Here is a 21,128-nt window from a genome sequence, read left to right as displayed (position 1 = left end):
AATAAAATAGAGATATGAAATTAAGATTAACCAGCATTGCATTTGCCTTGATTGCTCCAGTTGCAGTTTTCGCACAGGATTCGGTTGCAGTTTCGACGACCGGTAAATATCCAAATGCATATACTTCAGGATCTGCAAATGTATCGCCTTTCACCCAGGAATCTAAGAGATTTAATGATTGGGCGGTGTCTGCAGGAGCAGGGGTGCCATTGATGCAGTCAGCCGACTTGACTTCCATTAAGGGCTTTGGAGCAGGAAAAAATCTATTTGGCTGGTCCGCATATTTAAGTGTTGACAAAGCTTTGACTCATGCTTTCGGTCTAAAGTTGCAGTATGACAAAGGTGAAACAAGACAGGGTTTTGTAGATACTAGAGACCACGTTGCCTCTACTGCGGCAGGAGCTAGAACACAGTTTGATGCGATTTCTGTTTTAGGAGATATCAATTTTTCTAATTTATTGAGAAGAGTTGATAACCACTCGCCATTCAGATGGGCGCTTCACGGTTATGCGGGAGTTGGTACTTTGGCTTACAGGGCATTTAGACAGGATCCTGGTTCTGCTTACAATCAGGCATTAATTACAGAAATAAAGCCGTTTTCTTTAGGAAGTATCTTCGGACAGGCGGGAGCTGGGCTGAAATACCGTGCTACAAAAGAATTGGATATTGAAGGTAGAATGATGTATGTAGTAAGCGGTGATGATACTTTCGACGGTGCAGGTGGAACTGGCTATAACGGCAAGAGAAATGACAACCCTTCCGACAACCTGATTAATATTTCGGTTGGGGCAACCTTAAATCTGGGCAAACACGAGTCTCATCTTTTCTGGCATGATCCACTACAGGAAATCTATTATAAACTCGATGTTCTTGCTGATAAAAACCAAGACGTGGAAGTTTGTAAAAGTGGTGATGCTGATAATGATGGAGTTTGTGATGATTGGGACAGACAACTTGACACTCCTACAGGTGCAAGAGTTGACGGAGCAGGTGTAGCGTTGGATACCGATTTGGATGGTGTTATCGACCTTTATGACAAGTGTGTTACCGTTCCTGGACCTGTTGAAAATAACGGATGTCCGTATAATAATGGAACAACTTCAGGTTCGACTTTAGTGAGCGAAGAAACAAAAACTTTAGAAGGAATTGAGTTTGATTTGAATTCAGATAGAATTCTCCCTTCCAACACGCCGATCCTTGATAACGCTATTAATTATATCAATTCAACTCCAGGATCATATAATGTGATCGGTGGAACTGATACCAGAGGAACTGACGCCTATAATCAGAAACTTTCTGAAAGAAGAGCAAACAATGTTAAGAATTATCTGATTAAATACGGTGCAGACGGTTCAAAACTTAACGTAATCGGTAGAGGTGAAAAAGACCTTAAATATCCAGAATGTGAACCAGCTATAAAATGTCCTGAATGGAAAAACAGAGCAAACCGTAGAGTTTACTTCGAAGCAAAATAATTCTTTTGCAAATCATAACAAAAAGCTGCGCAATTGCGTGGCTTTTTTGTTTTCAAACCTTAGTTTCAGTATTTTTACAAGATGATTTCCGAGCAGGATTTTTCAAGGTTAAAGACCGAGACCCTTAAACATTTTTGGGGGTTCGACACTTTTCGCGATTCCCAGGAAGAAATCATTAATTCTGTAATCTCGGGGAATGATACACTTGCGCTTTTGCCGACTGGTGGAGGTAAATCTCTGTGCTATCAACTTCCAGCGCTTATTCAGGAAGGAACGTGCATCGTGGTTTCGCCACTTTTGGCATTGATGAAGGATCAGGTTTCCCAACTAAAAATGAAGGGGATAGAAGCAGAATATCTTTCATCGGAACTCGACGAATTTGATTCAGAAACCATCCTGAACCGCTGTAAAGACGGAGTTACCAAACTCCTATATGTTTCACCCGAAAGGTTGACGAACCGGTTTTTTCTCCAAAACATCGAAGAAATAAAAGTTTCGTTTATTGCCATTGATGAAGCGCATTGTATTTCCGAATGGGGACAGGATTTTCGACCGAGTTACCAGAATATCAAAGGTTTCAGAGAAAATTTGGGTAAAATTCCCTGCCTTGCTTTAACAGCGACTGCGACTCCCAAAGTTCTGGATGAAATCCAACAGAAACTCAATTTTAAAAACCCCGCGGTTTTCAAGAAAAGTTTTCGGCGAACCAATATCCGCATCATTACTGAAAATATTTCGGATAAGTACGAACGGATCTTGAATCTGATGAGGTACAACCGATCATCAGGAATTATTTATGTAAGGACCAGAAAGGATTCGGAAGAACTTGTGAAATTTTTGAAACGGAATAATGTAGATAATGTGGATTACTTCCACGCCGGACTTCCCGTAAAAGAAAAAAACGCGAAACAGAAATTCTGGATCGAGCAGAATAACCAGGTCTTGGTTTCGACCAATGCATTCGGAATGGGAATCGACAAAGAAAATGTTCGGCTCATCATACATTTCTCACCTTCACCATCGGTTGAAAATTATTATCAGGAAATCGGAAGAGCAGGTCGGGATGGAAATGATTCCTACACTTTTCTTTTCTGGAACGATCAGGAATTGAAGAATTTTGATGATATTCTGCAACACCAGATTCCATCAAAATCTGAGTTTCAAAAAATCGTGAGTTATCTGTATTCCGCATTTCAGATTGCAGAAAATGATTTACCGGAAAATGTTTTTCAACTGCAGTTGCAGCGCATTCAGAATTTTACAAAATGCTCGCAGGCAAAAATTAGGAATGTTCTCAACTTTTTGCACAACCAGGAAATTGTTTTCTTTAATAACAACAAGTCGCACTCGTCAGTAGAATTAAAAATTTCCCACGATGAAATTGATCTACTTCCAAAGAAGGACGGTTATTTCATTGAACTCCTTCTGCGGAATATTTCAGGATTGACTACGCACAAGACGATGTTTGGCGAAATTGCTTTGAGCCAGAAAATACGAACCGACCCACATCAGTTGAAGGAGCGGCTGAAAGAAATGCAGCAACGGAATTACCTTGAATACATCGACGGTGCGCAATCCAGCATTAAATTCCTGAAACACCGCGACGACCGAGCAATCAATGGAAAATATTGGAAACTTTTCGAGCAAATCCAAAAAAATAAAATCCGCAAATGGGAAGAAATGAAATTCTTCACCAGGAACGAAGAGTTTTGCAAGATGAAAATGATCCTCTCTTATTTCGGTGAAAAAAACATCAAGAACTGCGGAAAATGTTCCGTATGCGAAAAGCAGAAAGAAAGTGTTTTCGGAAGAAATATGACCCACGAAATTCTGCAGGTGTTACGTAAAAAGCCATGCAATGTTGAGGAGATCGCGATACAACTCAACTATTACCAAAAGGAAACGATTCTTGAAAATTTGATTTATCTCCTCGATTCAGGGAAAGTGAAAATGTTGAATTTCAGGACTTATGCTGTTAAGGATTAATTTATCAATGTAACAATGTACCAATGTATCAATGTAGCAATTTACTAATGTAACAATCTAACAATGTAACACTGAAACAATATTTATTGGCAAATACCAAATTTTGAAACTTGGAACTTGAAACTTGGAACTCGAAACTCTAATCAAACCATCTCAAACAACTTCAAATAACCTCAAATCACCTCAAATCACCTCAAATGAAAATCTTATTCTTCGGAACGCCAGAATTTGCAAAAACATCTCTCGAAGCCATTTATCACTCGAACCACGAAATTGTAGGCGTAGTTACCGTTGCCGATAAAGCAAGCGGTCGCGGACAAAAAATTAACGAATCCCCCGTAAAAATTTTTGCGGTACAGAACAATCTTTCCGTTTTTCAACCGGAGAAATTGAGGAATCCAGAATTTTTGGAAGAGATGAGGAAATTGGAAGCCGATGTTTTCGTGGTCGTGGCTTTCAGGATGATGCCGAAAATATTATTCGAAATGCCGAGATTGGGAACCTTCAATCTCCACGCATCGCTACTTCCGGATTATCGCGGAGCAGCACCGATCAATTATGCGGTAATCAATGGAGAAACAAAAACCGGTGCAACCACTTTTTTCATTAATGAGAAAATTGATGAGGGAAATATCCTTTTGCAGGAAGAAATCGAAATTCTACCGAACGAAAATGCAGGTCAGCTCCACGACCGACTGATGGTAATGGGCGCAAAACTCGTGGTAAAAACTCTGGACGGACTCGCTGAAAATTCTTTGAAAGAAAAACCGCAACCAACAGTAGAACATCCAAAAAATGCCTTTAAAATTTTTAAGGAAGATACCCGAATCAACTGGAATTTAGATTCAGAAACGATCCACAACTTCATCCGAGGAATGTCGCCGTATCCGTGTGCTTTTACAACTTTGAAAATTGGGGACGAAGAAAAATCCCTAAAAATTTTCAGCGGAAGTTTTGAAATTTCAGACCATCAGAAATCCCCGGGAACTTTAGAAATTGACAAAAACACTTTCAAAATATTTACCAAAGACGGATATTACTTACCGCAAGAACTTCAACTGGAAGGAAAGAAAAGAATGAACGTGAAAGATTTCTTGAACGGTTTCCGGGAATTTGAAAATATTTCGATTGTTGGAGTCTAATCCCTGTGTTTTACCAATATCCATCCTTTGTAAGAAACGGGTTTGTTGGTGTCTGGTTCGGTCCAGTTCAGAACGTACCAATAAGTTCCGGTCGGAACAATTTTGCCGTTGGAACTCCCGTCCCAAATATAATGGCTGTCCTGAGATTTGAAGACGGCATTTCCGAATCGATCGAAAATTTCCAGAGTCACATCCTTTTTCATTACTAAATCTGAATAATCCAGCACGTCGTTTTTGCCGTCTCCGTTTGGTGTGATGACGTTAATTAGATTCAAAATCAAAAATTCTCTCGTAACACTGGTGCAGTCCTGAGAATCTTTTAAATAAATATTGCGTTTTCCCCGTGGAACATTTCTGAGAACATTTGAATCAGAGAAATTAATGCCGTCCCATGAATAGAAATATGGAGGAATTCCTCCGGAAGCAAATACGGTGGCGGTGTTTCCAGTCACGTCAATTTGATCGATCTTTGGCAGCTGTGCCTCGGTTATTTTTACGTGCTGTTTGTAAGTACATCCGTTCGAGGTAAGTTCCACCGAGTAATCACCAATCCCGACATTTGAAATACTCGACGCCGAAACACCTTCAATTCCGTTGCTCCATTTGTAGTAATCGAATCCCGAACCGGCATCTAATGTCGTGGTTGTTCCGGGACAAATGGTTTTGTCATGCAGTGATGTTGATTCGTTCGGTGTTTTTTTATTGATGGTAATCGATGCGACATTTGGGCAACCCAGAGCGGAATTTTCAAAACGGAGACCGAAAATTTTGGTCGTGTCACTCATCGTCTGGTTTGATGAAATGGGATTTATATTGTTTTTCGCATCAGCAAGCGAATTAAAAAAAGTTGGCTGAATGGTAGAATGAAATTCTCTAATGTAATCATTGAGGTTAAATGAAACCTCGCCGAAACGACCATTATCGCAAAAATCTTTAGCAAAAGTATTTTTTATCAAGGGAATCTTATTTCCGATGGTTAAGGTCACTTCGCCAAAAACGGGAGCACATCCGAAAGTGCTTTCTATTCGCATATAAAGTTTTGTAGGTGCTGTTAAAATCCATTCGTTGGCAAGCGGAGTTGCTGTGGGATTTTGGGCGTCGATCGGATTAAGGTAATATTTTGGGAGGTAACTGTTATTAAAATTAGAAATAATCTGCCGACTGACCTGATCAAAATCAACTGGGACATTTCCATCGAGCTTATTGTCACAGAGAGGATGTGTAAAGTTGCCGTGTGGAACGATTGGTTTTTCTTCGACTTCGATTCGGATTGTTCCTTTAAGAAGACAGCCACCGAGAATAATTTCAACCTCGTATTCACCGTTACTTGTAACAGTTCCGGGAACTGTGAGTTTTGGATTGGTTTCCCCTGTTAATGTTACTCCATTTTTAAACCATTGATAAGATGTTGCACCAGGAGTGGTTGCATCGAGGATTTTGTTGTCTCCTTCGCAAAGTGGATGACCATTTGAAATTAGCAAATCCTGCCCTAAATCTTTTTTGCCAACGAAACTGCCTGCTTTTAATAAAACTGCGGAATCGTAACGGTAGTTCAGGTGATCTGCAATAACTAATTTGATATGGTATTTTTCTCCTGCTACAATGTTGTCTTTTTTTGCGGTCAGTATTTTCGTTTGTCCGTTAAAGTTAGTGGGTGAATTTGAGGTGTCAGTATTAAAGCCACCAAAATAATCAATGTTTTTTTCGCACCCTCTCGCACCATTAATGGAAAGAGAACTTACCGCATCTGTTGTCCCGGGAACTAATGCTATATTAACATATTCATCGGATGAACCAGCTTTTTTTATGAGGAATTTGAAAGCATCAGAATAATGACAATTTGAAGCTTGGTACTCTTCCGAAAGAAAAATGTACTCAAAACTGATTCCTGTGGATTGGTGCGCTACGAAATCAAATTCCAGAGTGGTAGCATTTACATACGAATTGCCAATATCGGGATCTCCTAACCAGATCGTATTGTCTCCGTCATCTAAAAGTGAATTGTTGGGTCCTGGTGCTTTTGCAGCACTTCCCGTGCTCAAAATAATTCCTTTTTCAATTTCGAAAGGTAAAGTTCCCTTTTCGAAATAGCCATAACTTGCAGGTTTTCCAGACACAAAATCGGGCCATCCTTTGGCAGTGATATTGGAAACGGTGATGCAACTCGCATTCTGACTCCCAATAAAGATAGCCCGAACAAGTTGTTCAGGGGTGTAAGTTGAGGTGTCAACAGTGATGTATGGTTGCTGCGCTCTTACTTGTATTGATGAATAGAGTAGGGTTAAAAAGAAAAAAATATTAATAATTCTCAAAATCAGCTTTTTTGGGACGACAAATTTAAGCAAACAAAAAATCTCTCCCGATTTTTCAGGAGAGATTTTAATCATATTTTAAGGGAGAAATTAAGCTAAGCTTACTCTCACGTAACCTACTACTTTCAGGTCGCTGTTTACAGATTTCACATAATCAGCAACTGAGATTCCACCGTCTTTGATGAACGCTTGGTGTACCAAAGTGTTGTCTTTGTAGAATTTCTGCATTTTTCCTTTAAGGATATTGTCGATAATATTTGCAGGTTTTCCTTCTTTAGTCAAAAGTTCTCTTTCGATTTCCCATTCCTTATCGATGGTTTCCTGAGATACCATAGATTCATCAAGAGCGATTGGGTTCATCGCTGCAACCTGCATTGCAACAGATTTTGCAGCTTCTGCAGCTCCGTCAACGTTTGCAGATAGGGAAGCGATGGAAGCGATTTTGTTTCCAGCGTGGATATAAGCTCCCAAATAAGGACCTTCAATTCTTTCGAAAGATCCGATTTCGATTTTCTCGCCGATTACTCCGGTTTGCTCGATCATTTTTTCAGCTACGGTAATTCCGTGGAAGTCAGAGTTTAGGAACTCTTCTTTAGTAGCATACATCATTGCCTGCTCAGCAAGTTCGTGTGCAAGTTCCACGAAGCTTTCGTTTTTCGCAACGAAATCGGTTTCACAATTAAGGGCGATGATCGCTCCCAAAGTGTTGTCCTCGTTTACTTTTGCGATTACCGCACCTTCTGTAGATTCTCTGTCGGCTCTGTTGGCAGCAACTTTCTGTCCTTTTTTTCTAAGGTTCTCAATTGCTTTGTCGAAGTCACCTTCAGCTTCTACCAACGCTTTCTTGCAGTCCATCATTCCTGCACCCGTAATGTTTCTTAGTTTAGCTACATCTGCAGCAACCGGTGTATACATATAATTATTTTTTTAATTAAAAATTAGTTACTTTAGCTTCCAATTTTAAGCGCTGCAAAGGTAATGAATTTGCAACAAACTAAAAAGTAGATTTCCTCGTTATTATAAAAAAATTAAATCCTAAAAAACAAAATATTAATGAAAAGAGCCCTTTATTTATTCACCTTTTTGTTCTCGGTTTTCTTTTTTTCTCAATCAAAATATACGGTGGAACAGGTTGAGAAAAGTACCGATGCACAGGTGATTGCCAATTTCGTAAAATACAATCCCAACCACCCGAAAACACCGGAGTTCAAACGAAAACTCTTTGCCATCATCAACAACGACAAGTCACCTAAACAGCAATCCGCAGTCGCTAAACCTACGGTAGCGCCGATCAGTACAAAAAAATTGGAAAACGAAATTAAAAGAGACGTAGCGAAAGACGGTACCAATGACAGACACAAGAGAACCGCAGATTTGCTGAACCACCTGTTCAACAGTGATCCTTCAAGCAAAACCGCGTATGTGCAGATTGTCAATAAGTCCAAGTGCAACCTTATCGTGAAAATCAGCGGAAGACGTTTCTATAATTTGGATGTACCTGCGAACAACCAAAACTTTTTACTGCTCGACAAAGGGAGTTATAATATTACAACATCTGTTTGCGACGCCAAATATTCATCCACTAAGAATATCACTAAAGATGTCGTGATTACTTTGAATGCGCCGAAATAACGATTTCTACTTTTGAAACTGATGGAAATTCTCAGTTAGCTTTAAATATTCTTCGCTGTATTTTCTTGGAGTTTCTTCAATGGTGAAAGAATTCTCTGCCACAATTTTTTCTTCAAAGCCAAATTCGAGAACCGCCCGTTTCGGACTCGAATTTCTGATTCCGTAAACCGAAGTTTTTCTGTGGAGTTTCAGATTGTTTTCAAGGCATTTGCTTTCGAAATAACTTCCCGATTCAAACGGAATAATAACAGATAGAGTTCCGTTCGGGGTTAAAAGCTTCGACGATTTCTCAATCAGTGAGTCAAAGTTAAGTTCTGTTTGCTGCCTCGCCAAAATATCTTTTGATGAAGAATTCTCCTCAAAATAGGGCGGATTGGAAATAATCAAGTCAAATTTTTCTGATGGCTTAAAAGCTTTGAAATCTGCTTGAGAAACTTTCATCCTTTCATGAAAAGGCGACTCCCTGAAGTTTTCTTCCGCAAGTTCCGACGCATCTTTATTAATGTCGATGGCAAGGATTTCTGCATCAAGGTTTCTTTGAGCCAACATGAGCGAAATGATTCCTGTTCCTGTCCCAACTTCTAACATTTTATTTCTTCCTGAAACCGAACACAACGCGCCAAGCAAAACCGCATCGGTTCCCACTCGGAAAACGGCTTTGGATTGACGGACGGTGAATTGCTGAAAATGAAACGGCTTCATTGGAGTTGGAGTGTAGGTGAGCGGGTGAGTTGGAGAGTACTTGAAACCTGAAACTTGAAACCTAAAACTTGAAACCCGAAACAATCTTTTAATGAAACTTCAGACCTCAAACCTCAAACTCCAAACCTCTACAGATTCGTTGGCAGAGAAATCGTAAAAGTTGATCCTTTCCCCACTTCGGATTTTACTGAGATTTCGCCTTTGTAGTCTTCGACCATTTTCCGAACCATCGTTAAACCAAGTCCTGTTCCGCTGGTTTTCGAGGTAAAGTTGGGCTCGAAAATCCTGTCGTACATATCGTCGCTAATTCCGACTCCTTTATCTTCTACAGTCACAATCACACGTTTCTGCCGCTGTTCCACATCTACATTAATGATGTTGTCGCGGGTTTCATCTTTTGCCTGTTGTGCGTTGGCAACGAGATTGGTGATGATTCTGGACAGATAAATTTTGTCCATATTGATCATGATGTTTTCTTTGTTGGCGTGGAAGTAAATCTTCTCGTCGCTGAACACATTTAAAATATTTCTAATCTCGGAATTGAGGTTGAAGGTTTCGTTATTCTTCTCAGGAAGCTGTGCGAACTGCGAAAAAGCATTGGCAACAGTCGCTACCAAATCGATTTGGTCCACTACAGTCTTGCTCATCTTCTTCACTTTTTCGATGATATTGGGATCTGCCGGATCAAATTTTCTTTCGAAATTCTGGATCGTGAGTTTCATCGGGGTTAATGGATTTTTCACTTCGTGCGCTACCTGTTTTGCCATTTCCCTCCATGCTTCCTCCTTTTCTTTGAAGCTGAGCCGTTCCTTCTGTTCCTTGATTTGCAGGATCATCGAGTTGTATGCTTTTACCAACTGGTTCAGTTCGTCGTTTTGGTAATATCGGATCGGTTTCGGATCGTTTTCAAATAGGGCGACTTTGTTGATCATTTCCGAAAATTTGGTTACCGCTTTGGTAAGGTTATTCGAAATAATCCAGCTGAGCCAAACTCCGAAAATCACGATCAGCAGATTGACGAGTATAATGTAGTTAAGGTATCTTTTAAAAACATTGAAGTATGAACTATCGTTGTGGTAATACGGGAAGTACACAATGCCGATCGGTTCCAGCATATTGTTTTTCAGGATCATGTAGGAAGAAGTCACGTTGGCGTCAATCTCCGGGTCGTAGCTGTTGAAATCAACGCGTTTGTCACTTTTCAGGATCCGGTTCAGTTCAGGAATTGCAATTTTCTTTTGTGCGATCAGGTTCACGTCTTTGTTGGAAATCAGGTAATTACCTTTCAGGTCATAAATAATGATATCCTGATTGTTGATGTCTGCAATCTCAAAAATATCGTTCGAAAGAATCTGTGGCAAATCCTGGGTTTGAACGTGGTTGTGCGAAACAGAATAATCCAGAGCCGACATGAGTGACTCCGCCTTTCGCTGAAGATCGGTGCTGCTTTGCTCAATCGCGTTGTTACGTAAAATAAAAAACGAAAGCGCGGAAGAACCTGTGATGCTGAGAAAGCAGATTAGCAAGAATCCCCAGAAAACCTTGTTCCGTAAGCTGTATCCTTTGTATTTAGAAAGCGGCATTTTTTTTCATCAGTTTCGTTACGTATTTCCCGATGATGTCGAATTCCAGGTTTACAGTATCGCCAATTTTGAGCGTTTTCATATTCGTGAATTCCCAGGTATAGGGAATGATCGCCACCGAAAAACTTCCCGAACCGCTTTCTGCGACTGTAAGCGAAATTCCGTTTACCGTAATCGAACCTTGTGGAACGGTGACAAATTCGTCAGCTTCTTCATGATTAATGGTAATCACGAAACTGCCATCCAAATCCTGAATGTTTTTTACTGTCCCTATTTTATCGACATGTCCCTGAACAATATGACCATCGAGTCTACCATCAAACTTCAAACAACGTTCCAAATTCACCATGGTTCCCACTTCCCATTTTCCGAGATTGGTTTTTTCTAAAGTTTCGTTAATGGCGGTTACCTTATATTTCCCGTCATTGGTTTCCACTACAGTGAGGCAGCATCCGTTGTGCGCCAAACTTTGGTCGATTTTCAGCTCATGCGTAAATGCGCAGCTCAGGATAAAATCGATATTCGATTCTTTTTTGGTTATTTTTTCTACGGTACCGGTTCCTTCTATAATTCCAGTAAACATAATGGTAAGAGCCAAGAAGCTAGGGAAAAGAGCCAAGTGACTGACTGTTTTTTAACCTTAGATTCTTATTTTTTATAGATTAATTAATATAAAGATTTATGCTTTCAAAATTAATTCTACTAACTAAAATCTAATTTCCTAAATTTGTAAAATTCAAATAATTATCAAAGATACGATAATGAGCGCAAAACAGCATAAAATAAGGGTGGGAATTTCGATCGGCGATTTCAACGGCATTGGTCCGGAAATCATTATGAAGGCGCTGAAAGACAAATCCATCACCGATTTTTTTACCCCGGTTATTTTCGGTTCGGGAAAACTCTTTACCTACCAGAAAAATATCTTCAAACTGCAGCAGACCTTTAATTATATTAATGAAGCTTCGCACGCGCAAAGCGACAAAATCAATATGGTAAATCTGTGGAAGGACAATGTAAATGTGGATTTGGGAAAGCCAACCGAAGAATCAACCAAGATGGCAATCGAATCTCTCGAAGCTGCTACAAACGCCTTGATGAACGGTGAAGTAGATGTTTTGGTAACCGCGCCGATTAATAAGGATGAAATGTTGAAGCAGGGTTTCAAACATGCAGGACACACCGGTTATCTCGAAGAAAAATTCAACAAGAAAGGGTTGATGTTTTTGGTGACGGATGATTTAAAAGTTGCTGTTTCAACGCACCATATTCCAGTATCGAAAATTGCCGAAAACATTTCCAAAGAAAAAATCAAGAAACAAATAAAGTTACTGAACCAGTGCCTGATCGAAGATTTCTGCATCCAAAAACCAAAAATTGCCGTTCTCGGTCTGAATCCTCATGCGGGAGACGGTGGTGCGATTGGCAAAGAAGAAATCGAAATTATCGAACCTGCAATTCGCGAACTGTTTGATAACGGGGTTTTAGCTTTCGGTCCGTTTCCTGCCGACAGTTTCTTCCAACCGGAAAAGTACAGAAGTTTTGATGCCGTTTTAGCGATGTACCACGATCAGGGTTTGGCGCCGTTCAAAACTTTGGCTTATGAAGAAGGAGTGAATTACACGGCAGGAATGCCTTTTATCAGGACTTCTCCCGATCACGGAGTTGCGTATGACATTGCGGGTCAAAACCTTGCGGATGAAAGAAGTTTCTCTGAAGCGATTTTTGCGGCCATCAAAATTTTTAAGAACAGACAGGAATATAACGATTTGATGACGAATCGTTTGCGACCAAGAAAAGTTGCGGCAAACGGCGTGGATGAAGATCTGCCGGAAGACGAAAATCACTAGTAGAGAATTGCTACAGAACTTTCTCTTTTGCGAGAAATTTTCCGCCCTTTAGGGTCGGGGTTAAGAAAATTTCCGAAAAACAATCGCTCGCTTTCTGTATTTTAAATGGCTCGCAGAAATTTGTTTCAGAATTAATTTGCAATATTAAAAAAAATGCATATTTTTGCACACTCATTTTATGGACAGGTTTAGAGATTACGATGTAGTGTTTTCCGGACTGAAAAATGGCAAACACGAGTTCAGATTTGAGATAGACAAAGCGTTCTTTCAACTTTATGATACTGAACAGGAATTTACAGAACCCAAAATTGTGGGCGATGTTTTAATGGATAAACACACCACCTTCTTGGAATTCTGGATCAAAACTTCCGGAACGGTCAGTTTGATTTGCGATATCTCCAACGAAAATTTTGAGTATCCCATTGAAAATGAAATCAAGGTTCTGGTAAAATTCGGGGAAGAATACGATGACAGCGACGAGGATGTGATTACGATCCCAAGTTCTGATCACGCATTCAATGTAGCGCAGCTGATTTATGAAGATGTGATGCTCTCGATCCCGATGAAGAAAGTTTCGCCCAATCTTTCCGACGAAGATTTGGAAATCCTGGAAAAATTCGAAGCATCCGAACCGAAAACAGAAGAGCAGGAGAGCGATCCGAGATGGGACGCACTGAAAAAATTAAAAGACAAAAATTAAAAACATAATTCATTCTGAATTTTAAAATCTAAAATTTAGAATTTAAAATCTAAAGAAATGGCACATCCAAAGAGAAGACAGTCGTCAACAAGAAGAGATAAGAGAAGAACTCACTACAAAGCTGAGGTTCCGCAGTTGGCAAAAGATGCAACTTCAGGCGAAATGCACCTTTATCACAGAGCACATTGGCATGAAGGAAAACTCTACTACAGAGGTAAAGTAGTAATGGAGAAAGCAGTAGAAACTACAGAAGAAAACTAAGCGGAAAACCGCGAAAAGTCTTCGTTTTCATACAAAACCACCCGATTTTTTTCAATTTCGGGTGGTTTTTTATTGTTTTTTGTCGTTTTTTACTATCTTTGGCATATAAAATAAACACCCAAAATAATGGACATTAAAGACATCCAAAATCTAATTAAATTTGTGTCTAAAGCAGAAGTTTCTGAAGTTAAATACAAAACAAAAGATTTCGAAATCACCATCAAGACTCCACTTGCAGGAAGTGAAATGAGTTATGTGCCACAACCGCAGGTTTACCACACCGCACCACAGCAAGCTCCTGCTGCAGCTCCGGTTTCTGCACCAGCTGCTGCACCCGCAGCGACGGAATCGGCTTTAGACGACAGTAAATATGTTGCCATCAAATCACCGATGATCGGGACTTTCTACAGGAAACCTGCACCGGATAAGGACGTTTTCGTCAACGTGGGCGACGAAGTTTCCAACGGAAAAGTTGTCTGCGTAATCGAGGCGATGAAGCTTTTCAACCAAATCGAATCTGAAGTTTCAGGAAAAATCGTGAAAATCCTTGTGGACGACGCAACCCCTGTAGAATACGACCAACCATTATTCTTGGTAGATCCTTCTTAATCAAAGAAAATTGACAATTGAGTGATGGCAAAATAGTCATCCATTTTCAAATTTCCAAATTACCCAATTTTCAAATTAATTAAGATGTTCAAAAAAATATTAATTGCCAACCGTGGCGAAATTGCAATGCGGATCCTCCGTACCTGCAAAGAAATGGGAATCAAGACTGTTGCAGTGTATTCCACTGCCGATAAAGACAGTCTCCATGTACGTTTTGCTGATGAGGCAGTATGCATCGGACCTGCGATGAGCAAGGATTCCTACCTTAAAATTCCTAACATTATCGCCGCGGCAGAAATTACAAATGCCGATGCGATTCATCCCGGATACGGATTCCTTTCAGAAAATTCAAACTTCTCCAGAATCTGCCAGAAAAACAACATCAAGTTTATTGGTGCGACTCCTGAGCAGATCGACAGAATGGGCGACAAAGCCAACGCAAAAGCCACGATGAAGGAAGCCGGAGTTCCTTGTGTTCCCGGTTCCGAAGGACTGATCGATTCCTACGAAGAAGCCGTAAAAACTGCTGCGGAAATCGGTTATCCGGTGATGATCAAAGCGACCGCAGGTGGTGGCGGAAAAGGAATGCGACGAGTGTGGAACGAAACCGAATTGAAAGAACACTGGGATTCAGCGATTCAGGAAGCGGTTGCAGCATTCGGAAATGGTGGAATGTATATGGAAAAACTGATCGAAGAACCGCGCCACATCGAAATCCAGATTGCAGGTGACCAGTTCGGAAAAGCGTGCCACCTTTCAGAAAGAGACTGCTCCGTTCAAAGGAGAAATCAAAAATTGACAGAAGAAACGCCTTCTCCATTTATGACGGATGAACTTCGTGAAAAAATGGGAGAAGCCGCTGTGAAAGCTGCAGAATATATCGGTTACGAAGGAGTGGGAACCATCGAATTCTTGGTGGATAAGCACCGCAATTTCTACTTTATGGAAATGAACACCAGAATCCAGGTAGAACACCCGATTACAGAGCAAGTAATTGATTATGACTTAATTAGGGAGCAAATTCTTTTGGCTGCAGGAACTCCAATTTCGGGAATCAACCATTATCCAAAACTCCACTCCATCGAGTGCAGGATTAATGCGGAAGATCCGTTCAACGATTTCCGCCCAAGTCCAGGAAAAATTACAGAACTGAATATTCCAGGAGGTCACGGAATCCGTGTGGATACGCACGTTTACTCAGGTTATACGATCCCATCCAACTACGACTCTATGATTGCAAAGCTGATTACTACGGCTCAAACCCGCGACGAAGCGATTGCAAAAATGAGAAGAGCTTTGGAGGAGTTCTATATCGAAGGCGTAAAGACAACGATTCCTTTCCACCGACAGCTAATGGAGAACGAGGATTATCTCGCCGGAAACTACACCACGAAATTTATGGAAGATTTTGTGATGGACAAGAAATACGAGAATTAGTTCTTGAAAATATTTGATAAAACTGCCTTTTTGGGGCAGTTTTTTGTTTAGATTAATATCAGATTTTATCATTAATTTTGTAAAAAGTAAAATTCAAAAAATATGTCAACAGCAGCGAAAACCAAAAATTCAGAATATTTTATCGAACTCGAAAACCAGTACGGAGCGCACAACTATCATCCGCTTCCGGTGGTTTTAGACAAAGGGGAAGGAGTTTACGTTTGGGATGTTGAAGGCAAAAAATATTTCGATTTTCTCTCGGCATATTCTGCTGTAAACCAAGGTCATTCGCACCCGAAAATTGTGGACGCTATGGTGAATCAAGCGCAAAAATTAGCATTGACTTCCCGAGCTTTTTACAACTCAAAATTAGGAGAATACGAAAAGAAAGTGACTTCTCTTTTTGGTTTCGATAAAGTGCTTCCTATGAATTCCGGAGCAGAAGCTGTTGAAACCGCTTTGAAAATTGCCAGAAAATGGAGTTACGAAGTAAAAGGAATTAAAGGAAATGCTGCAAAGATTGTCGTTTGCGAAAATAACTTCCACGGAAGAACGACCACGATTGTCTCCTTTTCCAACGATCCCGATGCGCACAATAATTACGGACCATTCACGCCAGGATTTATTAAAATTCCTTACAATGATTTGGCTGAATTAGAATCAGTCCTAAAAGAAGACGCGGAAAACATCGCCGCATTTTTAGTGGAACCGATTCAGGGTGAAGCGGGAGTTTACGTTCCGGACGAAGGATTCTTAAAAGGCGCTTCCGAATTGTGTAAGAAATACAATGTTCTTTTCATTGCCGATGAAGTTCAGACCGGAATCGCAAGAACCGGCAGATTAATCGCCTGTCATCACGAAGACGTACAACCCGATATCCTGATTTTGGGTAAAGCACTTTCCGGCGGAATGTACCCTGTTTCAGCGGTTTTGGCGAACAATCATATTATGAACGTCATTCATCCCGGTCAACACGGTTCTACATTTGGCGGGAATCCTTTAGCTTGTGCCGTTGCTACCGCTGCTTTAGATGTGGTAGAAGAAGAAAATCTTTCCGAAAGAGCGGAAAAACTTGGACAATTGTTCAGAGCCGAAATGAAGAAACTCATCGAAAAGACCGACCTGATTGCCAATGTGCGAGGAAAAGGTTTGCTCAACGCCATCATCATCAACGATTCGCAGCATTCACCGACCGCTTGGAATTTATGTCTGGATCTGAAAAAGAACGGCTTGCTTGCAAAACCAACGCACGGAAACATCATCCGTCTCGCTCCGCCATTGGTGATTACCGAAGAACAGCTTATGGAATGCGTGGCGATTATTGAGAAAACGGTTTTGGAGTTTAAGAAAGCATAAATATTGGAACTGAAAGGCAAAGTCAGCGGTGCAATCATCACCTTTAACGAAGAAAAAAACATTCGTGAAGTTCTTGACTGTTTCGACTTCTGCGATGAGATTATCGTTGTGGATTCTTTCAGTACCGACAACACCGTAGAATTGGCGTCCGAAAATCCGAAGGTTAGAGTGTTCCAGAATAAGTTTGAGGATTTTACCAAACAGAGGAACTTTGCAATCGACAAAGCTGAAAATGACTGGATTCTTTTTCTGGACGGCGACGAACGAATCCCCGAAAAACTTAAACTCGAGATTATTGCAGAACTTAAGAAAAAGGAGAAAAAGGACGCCTACTATTTTTATAGAAAATTTTATTTTGCAGGAAAACCCATTCATTTTTCTGGAACCCAGACCGACAGGAATTTCCGGCTTTTCCGTAAAAGCAAGTGCAGATATATTGCTGAGAAGAAAGTTCATGAAACGCTTCAGGTCAAAGGAACAGTGGGTGTTCTCAAAAATAAACTGCTCCATTATTCCGTTTCCGATTATGATTCCTATCGAAAGAAAATGATTCATTACGGAGTGCTGAAAGGACAGGAACTTTTTGATAAAGGAAGGAAATACAGTGCTTTCGCTCAATATGCAAAATCATTCTTTAAGTTTTTCAAAACCTATTTTTTGCGATTAGGTTTCTTGGATGGCAAAGAAGGATTCCAACTTGCCGCTTTGCAAACCCTAAGTGTTTTTGAAACTTATCAATCATTAAAAAAAGAGGAAAAAAATCAGTAAATTTGTATTCTTTACCGGTTTTTCGAAATTGGTTTAATGATTGTAGAGAACAACGGAAGATTATTTTACTTATGAAGATTTGCGTCATCAGTTTTGATTTCTGGAATTACGATGAACACATTGTGGAGGAACTGAAAAGGAGAGGTATCGTTGCGAATCATATCAACATCGGGGCTTATCAACACAAGAGTTTTTCGGCGAGAGTTCAGAATACCATTTCCAAGATTGTTTTGAAGCGTAATCTGAAAAACAAGCAGCGACAGGAAATGATCCTTGATCAGCTGAAAAAACTCGGGAAGCAGGATCAGATTCTGGTCATCAATCCCGAATTGATCGAGCGTGAATACCACGAAGAAATCAAAAAATTTGCGGGGAAATATATCGCTTATCTTTACGACAGTTTGGCGCGTTGTCCGGCGGAACACCTTTTCGACCTCTTCGACGAAATCTTTAGTTTTGACAAAGACGATGCCAAGAAACATAACTTTCAATTAATTACCAATTACAATTATCTTCCTGAAAGTCAATTAGATAAAAATCCGTCTTTCGATATGGTATTTATTGCATCATACGATAAACGGATTGAGATTCTTTCTAAAATCACCAAGAAGCTGGACAAAATGGGACTTTCTTATTACGCCAAAATCGTTGGAAAAAAGGCGTGGAAGGAAAACTTAAATCTCGACAGTAAGCGAACTGTGTTTTTTACCCGAAGAAGATTGGCGCATAAAGACGTACCCGAATTTTATAAAAGCGGAAAAGTGCTTTTGGATCTGACCCGTGAAAACCAAACGGGATTAAGTTTTCGGATTTTTGAGGCGATGGCTTTGAAAAAGAAAATCATCACCGATAACCAAACCATCAAGGATTATGATTTCTTTAATCCCAATAATATTTTGCTATTAAAGGATGACTTATCCAACCTCGAAAAATCCTTTTTCGAAACTGATTATAAGGAATTGGATCCGGAGATTTATAGAAAATATACACTGGAGCATTGGGTAGAAAAAGTGTTTAATTTATGAATTGTAAAGTTTGTCAAAAAGCAATTCAAAGTGCTCCTGAAAATAAAAATCATACGCGTTTTCGCCAATAGGATGCACCACGGGAAAATCGGAATATGCCTCTAAAAGCCGTGGAACTTTCATTGTTTCGGCTAAAGCAAATCCAAATGACTGGTTTCCCAAATAAAATTTTGAACTTTTAATAATTTGCGCTAACTCATAGAAGTCCTTGGCGTCATAGTATTCTAAGTTTGGAACCGTTCTCTTCAAATCTTCAAATTCGTCTGGAAGTCCCACAAAAAGCAGGTTGTCATATTTTTTTAGAAAAGAATAATTCACAAAAGAATTTCGAACACGAAAACTTCGAATAATGACCACTTTATCTTTTATTACGGGATGAGGTTCCACTTGCAGAGCAGGTTTTGTAAAGTCTGGAAAAACTCCTGTTAGATGCGAGTACCAACGAACAGTTATGAAATTTAGTTCAAACGGAAATTCTCTGAATAAATCAAAATTAAGATGGATTTTTTGATTCTTGTAAACTTCAATATTGTTTAGATAAGAAACTTTTTGTAGTAATGGCAGTAATTTTGAATACAGTTTTTCATTAATCAAAAGATTCCCAGAAACATGTTTATAGGCATGTGTTTGTGCTGGCTTTCCGATATTCACGATCAAGTTGCAACGATAATTTTTGCTGAGTTCTTTGATTACGGGAAGCGAATAGATTAAATCCCCAATATGTCCCGAATGCAAAATATTTAGTTCCTGTTCGGTTTTCAGATATTTTTGGATTTCTGAAAGATGGGAAAGAAATTCTGTTTTCAATTTTTTTCTTCGTTCTTCATGACGGACGATATCCTTATATTCCCTGTATTTCTTTTTGTTGAGGTATTTATAAAAATATTTTTTTAAAAAAGAGGTATTCACTATTTATTAAGTATTTTTGCTTACTGCAAGTTTTTTGTGGATTTCTGTATTAACAAAGGTATAAAATGAATTTCAAGGAAGATAGTTTTGGAGTCAATATTTCTGGATATATCAATAAGCAATTTGGTTTGGGAGAAGGAGTGAGAGCCAATATTCGGGCGATAAAAACCACTGAAATCCCTTATGTACTTAATGACTTCAATATAGATATCTCCAAACACATCAAAGATTGCACTGATGGAACACAAAAAATTTCTGCAGAAAATCCTTACAGCATAAATTTAGTTCAGGTAAACATTGATAAATTACTTGGCTTGATCGGCGAAACGGATAGAAAATATTTTTTGGGAAAATATAATATTGCATTCTGGGCGTGGGAATTAGAAACCTTTCCTGAGGAGTCGAAAGTTTATTTTGATCTCTTCGATGAAATTTGGGTGCCGAGTAATTTTTGTACGGAAGCAATCTCTAAAGTTTCGCCTGTTCCGGTGTTAAAATTTATGCATTCTATCGAGATTGAAAAACCGACTTTAAGCAGACGAGAATTAAACCTTCCCGAGGATAAATTTCTTTTCCTCACCATGTTCGATTATTATAGTTCGATCGACAGAAAAAACCCTATTGCAACAATTGAGGCCTATGAAAAAGCATTTGGGAAAAATAATCCAGATGTAATCTTAGTGATAAAATCGTCTTTGAGTAACGAATTTCCTAAAGAAAAGCAAATCTTAATCAGCAAAATCGGAAACAACAAAAGCATTATCTTAATTGAGGAAATACTGGAAAAAAATGAGCTATACAGTTTGATGAATTGTTGCGATTGTTTTGTTTCGCTTCACCGTTCGGAAGGATTTGGATTAACAATGGCTGAATCAATGTACCTAGGAAAACCGGTTATTGCAACGGCTTATTCAGCTAACAATGAGTTTATGACAATTAACAATAGTTTTTTGGTTAAATATAAATTAGTTTCAGCAAAAGATATGTATTATTTCAGCACAGCAAAAGATTTTTGGGCAGATCCAGATACCAATCATGCAGCGGAATTAATGAAAGAAGTAATGCAAAATCTCGAGTATGCGCAAATGATTGCTGAACAAGGCAAAAAGGATGTTCATCATTTACTTTCCCCAAAATTGATTGGTGAGAAAATAGCTAACAGATTAAAGTTTATCAACATTCATCTGCACTCAAAGTCAAATGAAATGAAAAGTTCCGAAGATGGCTTATTACTTTTAGAAAATAAGCTACTGCAAAAAAAAATAGAAAAACTCAGGAGTTATTTTCCTATTCAGCTAAAGTTGTGGTTCAAAGATTTTCAGAATAAACTTACTGGCAAAAAAAGAAAATATATGTGGGAAGATTAGTGCTACCGCCAATG

The 21,128-nt window shown here is 39.4% G+C and carries 19 protein-coding genes; 13 read left to right on the top strand and 6 right to left on the bottom strand.

What is annotated here, in order from left to right; translation table 11 throughout:
- Positions 1-14 precede the first annotated feature (14 nt).
- The 3 genes from MTP09_RS11740 to fmt all read left to right on the top strand — a co-directional run bounded on the left by MTP09_RS11740 (position 15) and on the right by fmt (position 4,603).
- The gene (locus tag MTP09_RS11740; protein ID WP_243548545.1) at positions 15-1,475 is read left to right on the top strand and encodes an OmpA family protein; all 1,461 of its coding nucleotides are present in this window, start codon (positions 15-17) and stop codon (positions 1,473-1,475) included.
- A gap of 81 nt (positions 1,476-1,556) precedes the next feature.
- Complete coding sequence (locus tag MTP09_RS11735) at positions 1,557-3,461, top strand: RecQ family ATP-dependent DNA helicase (RefSeq protein WP_243548544.1); 1,905 nt, start codon at positions 1,557-1,559, stop codon at positions 3,459-3,461.
- A gap of 197 nt (positions 3,462-3,658) precedes the next feature.
- The gene (gene fmt, locus MTP09_RS11730; RefSeq protein WP_243548543.1) at positions 3,659-4,603 is read left to right on the top strand and encodes a methionyl-tRNA formyltransferase; all 945 of its coding nucleotides are present in this window, start codon (positions 3,659-3,661) and stop codon (positions 4,601-4,603) included.
- Here fmt and MTP09_RS11725 read toward each other — a convergent pair.
- Positions 4,600-6,990, bottom strand: coding sequence for a choice-of-anchor L domain-containing protein (locus MTP09_RS11725; protein WP_243548542.1), 2,391 nt, complete (start codon positions 6,988-6,990; stop codon positions 4,600-4,602). The genes fmt and MTP09_RS11725 overlap by 4 nt on opposite strands.
- A 15-nt stretch (positions 6,991-7,005) precedes the next feature.
- Positions 7,006-7,830: a translation elongation factor Ts gene (gene tsf / locus MTP09_RS11720; protein ID WP_243548541.1), complete on the bottom strand. Its 825-nt coding sequence runs from the start codon at positions 7,828-7,830 to the stop codon at positions 7,006-7,008.
- A 138-nt stretch (positions 7,831-7,968) separates the two neighbouring features.
- On the opposite strand from tsf, the gene MTP09_RS11715 reads away from it, so the two are divergent.
- A complete protein-coding gene (locus MTP09_RS11715) occupies positions 7,969-8,547 on the top strand; it encodes a DUF6759 domain-containing protein (protein ID WP_243548540.1) in 579 nt (192 codons plus the stop codon).
- A gap of 6 nt (positions 8,548-8,553) precedes the next feature.
- Here MTP09_RS11715 and MTP09_RS11710 read toward each other — a convergent pair whose 3' ends face one another.
- The 3 genes from MTP09_RS11710 to MTP09_RS11700 form a co-directional block, all read right to left on the bottom strand.
- Positions 8,554-9,249, bottom strand: a complete 696-nt coding sequence (locus MTP09_RS11710) for a tRNA1(Val) (adenine(37)-N6)-methyltransferase (protein ID WP_243548539.1) — start codon at positions 9,247-9,249, stop codon at positions 8,554-8,556.
- A 128-nt stretch (positions 9,250-9,377) separates the two neighbouring features.
- A complete protein-coding gene (locus MTP09_RS11705) occupies positions 9,378-10,832 on the bottom strand; it encodes a sensor histidine kinase (protein ID WP_243548538.1) in 1,455 nt (484 codons plus the stop codon).
- Entirely contained in the window at positions 10,819-11,415 is a 597-nt protein-coding gene (locus MTP09_RS11700) for a riboflavin synthase (RefSeq protein ID WP_243551658.1), read from the bottom strand. The genes MTP09_RS11705 and MTP09_RS11700 overlap by 14 nt, the downstream gene beginning before the upstream one ends.
- A gap of 178 nt (positions 11,416-11,593) precedes the next feature.
- Between MTP09_RS11700 and pdxA the strand changes: the two genes are divergently transcribed.
- The 8 genes from pdxA to MTP09_RS11660 all read left to right on the top strand — a co-directional run bounded on the left by pdxA (position 11,594) and on the right by MTP09_RS11660 (position 18,838).
- The gene (gene pdxA / locus MTP09_RS11695) at positions 11,594-12,682 is read left to right on the top strand and encodes a 4-hydroxythreonine-4-phosphate dehydrogenase PdxA (protein WP_243548537.1); all 1,089 of its coding nucleotides are present in this window, start codon (positions 11,594-11,596) and stop codon (positions 12,680-12,682) included.
- A 178-nt stretch (positions 12,683-12,860) separates the two neighbouring features.
- Positions 12,861-13,382, top strand: a complete 522-nt coding sequence (locus MTP09_RS11690; protein WP_243548536.1) for a YceD family protein — start codon at positions 12,861-12,863, stop codon at positions 13,380-13,382.
- 57 nt (positions 13,383-13,439) lie between these two features.
- Positions 13,440-13,643, top strand: coding sequence for a 50S ribosomal protein L32 (gene rpmF / locus MTP09_RS11685; protein WP_243548535.1), 204 nt, complete (start codon positions 13,440-13,442; stop codon positions 13,641-13,643).
- 126 nt (positions 13,644-13,769) lie between these two features.
- Positions 13,770-14,252, top strand: coding sequence for an acetyl-CoA carboxylase biotin carboxyl carrier protein (gene accB, locus MTP09_RS11680; RefSeq protein ID WP_243548534.1), 483 nt, complete (start codon positions 13,770-13,772; stop codon positions 14,250-14,252).
- 84 nt (positions 14,253-14,336) lie between these two features.
- On the top strand, positions 14,337-15,689 hold the full coding sequence (accC, locus tag MTP09_RS11675; RefSeq protein ID WP_243548533.1) for an acetyl-CoA carboxylase biotin carboxylase subunit: 1,353 nt from the start codon (positions 14,337-14,339) through the stop codon (positions 15,687-15,689).
- Between the two features lie 102 nt (positions 15,690-15,791).
- Positions 15,792-17,045, top strand: a complete 1,254-nt coding sequence (gene rocD / locus MTP09_RS11670) for an ornithine--oxo-acid transaminase (protein ID WP_243548532.1) — start codon at positions 15,792-15,794, stop codon at positions 17,043-17,045.
- Complete coding sequence (locus MTP09_RS11665) at positions 17,046-17,813, top strand: glycosyltransferase family 2 protein (protein ID WP_243551656.1); 768 nt, start codon at positions 17,046-17,048, stop codon at positions 17,811-17,813.
- 71 nt (positions 17,814-17,884) lie between these two features.
- The gene (locus tag MTP09_RS11660; RefSeq protein ID WP_243548531.1) at positions 17,885-18,838 is read left to right on the top strand and encodes a glycosyltransferase family protein; all 954 of its coding nucleotides are present in this window, start codon (positions 17,885-17,887) and stop codon (positions 18,836-18,838) included.
- On the opposite strand, the gene MTP09_RS11655 is transcribed toward MTP09_RS11660, so the two are convergent.
- Complete coding sequence (locus MTP09_RS11655) at positions 18,833-19,645, bottom strand: hypothetical protein (protein ID WP_243548530.1); 813 nt, start codon at positions 19,643-19,645, stop codon at positions 18,833-18,835. The genes MTP09_RS11660 and MTP09_RS11655 overlap by 6 nt on opposite strands.
- Positions 19,646-19,812: 167 nt before the next feature.
- On the opposite strand from MTP09_RS11655, the gene MTP09_RS11650 reads away from it, so the two are divergent.
- Positions 19,813-21,114, top strand: coding sequence for a glycosyltransferase (locus tag MTP09_RS11650; RefSeq protein WP_243548529.1), 1,302 nt, complete (start codon positions 19,813-19,815; stop codon positions 21,112-21,114).
- The last annotated feature ends 14 nt before the right edge of the window (positions 21,115-21,128 follow it).

The sequence above is a fragment of the Chryseobacterium suipulveris genome, from assembly GCF_022811685.1.
GTDB lineage: Bacteria > Bacteroidota > Bacteroidia > Flavobacteriales > Weeksellaceae > Kaistella > Kaistella suipulveris.
The sequence above is the reverse complement of the archived record's forward strand: the minus strand, read 5'-3'. Positions and strand labels throughout refer to the sequence as shown.

Excerpts from the sequence above, each read along its gene's own strand:
- MTP09_RS11740 (WP_243548545.1), top strand. The coding sequence starts at position 15 with ATGAAATTAAGATTAACCAGCATTGCATTTGCCTTGATTGCTCCAGTT.
- MTP09_RS11735 (WP_243548544.1), top strand. The coding sequence starts at position 1,557 with ATGATTTCCGAGCAGGATTTTTCAAGGTTAAAGACCGAGACCCTTAAA.
- fmt (WP_243548543.1), top strand. The coding sequence starts at position 3,659 with ATGAAAATCTTATTCTTCGGAACGCCAGAATTTGCAAAAACATCTCTC.
- MTP09_RS11725 (WP_243548542.1), bottom strand. The coding sequence starts at position 6,990 with ATGATTAAAATCTCTCCTGAAAAATCGGGAGAGATTTTTTGTTTGCTT.
- tsf (WP_243548541.1), bottom strand. The coding sequence starts at position 7,830 with ATGTATACACCGGTTGCTGCAGATGTAGCTAAACTAAGAAACATTACG.
- MTP09_RS11715 (WP_243548540.1), top strand. The coding sequence starts at position 7,969 with ATGAAAAGAGCCCTTTATTTATTCACCTTTTTGTTCTCGGTTTTCTTT.
- MTP09_RS11710 (WP_243548539.1), bottom strand. The coding sequence starts at position 9,249 with ATGAAGCCGTTTCATTTTCAGCAATTCACCGTCCGTCAATCCAAAGCC.
- MTP09_RS11705 (WP_243548538.1), bottom strand. The coding sequence starts at position 10,832 with ATGCCGCTTTCTAAATACAAAGGATACAGCTTACGGAACAAGGTTTTC.
- MTP09_RS11700 (WP_243551658.1), bottom strand. The coding sequence starts at position 11,415 with ATGTTTACTGGAATTATAGAAGGAACCGGTACCGTAGAAAAAATAACC.
- pdxA (WP_243548537.1), top strand. The coding sequence starts at position 11,594 with ATGAGCGCAAAACAGCATAAAATAAGGGTGGGAATTTCGATCGGCGAT.
- MTP09_RS11690 (WP_243548536.1), top strand. The coding sequence starts at position 12,861 with ATGGACAGGTTTAGAGATTACGATGTAGTGTTTTCCGGACTGAAAAAT.
- rpmF (WP_243548535.1), top strand. The coding sequence starts at position 13,440 with ATGGCACATCCAAAGAGAAGACAGTCGTCAACAAGAAGAGATAAGAGA.
- accB (WP_243548534.1), top strand. The coding sequence starts at position 13,770 with ATGGACATTAAAGACATCCAAAATCTAATTAAATTTGTGTCTAAAGCA.
- accC (WP_243548533.1), top strand. The coding sequence starts at position 14,337 with ATGTTCAAAAAAATATTAATTGCCAACCGTGGCGAAATTGCAATGCGG.
- rocD (WP_243548532.1), top strand. The coding sequence starts at position 15,792 with ATGTCAACAGCAGCGAAAACCAAAAATTCAGAATATTTTATCGAACTC.
- MTP09_RS11660 (WP_243548531.1), top strand. The coding sequence starts at position 17,885 with ATGAAGATTTGCGTCATCAGTTTTGATTTCTGGAATTACGATGAACAC.
- MTP09_RS11650 (WP_243548529.1), top strand. The coding sequence starts at position 19,813 with ATGAATTTCAAGGAAGATAGTTTTGGAGTCAATATTTCTGGATATATC.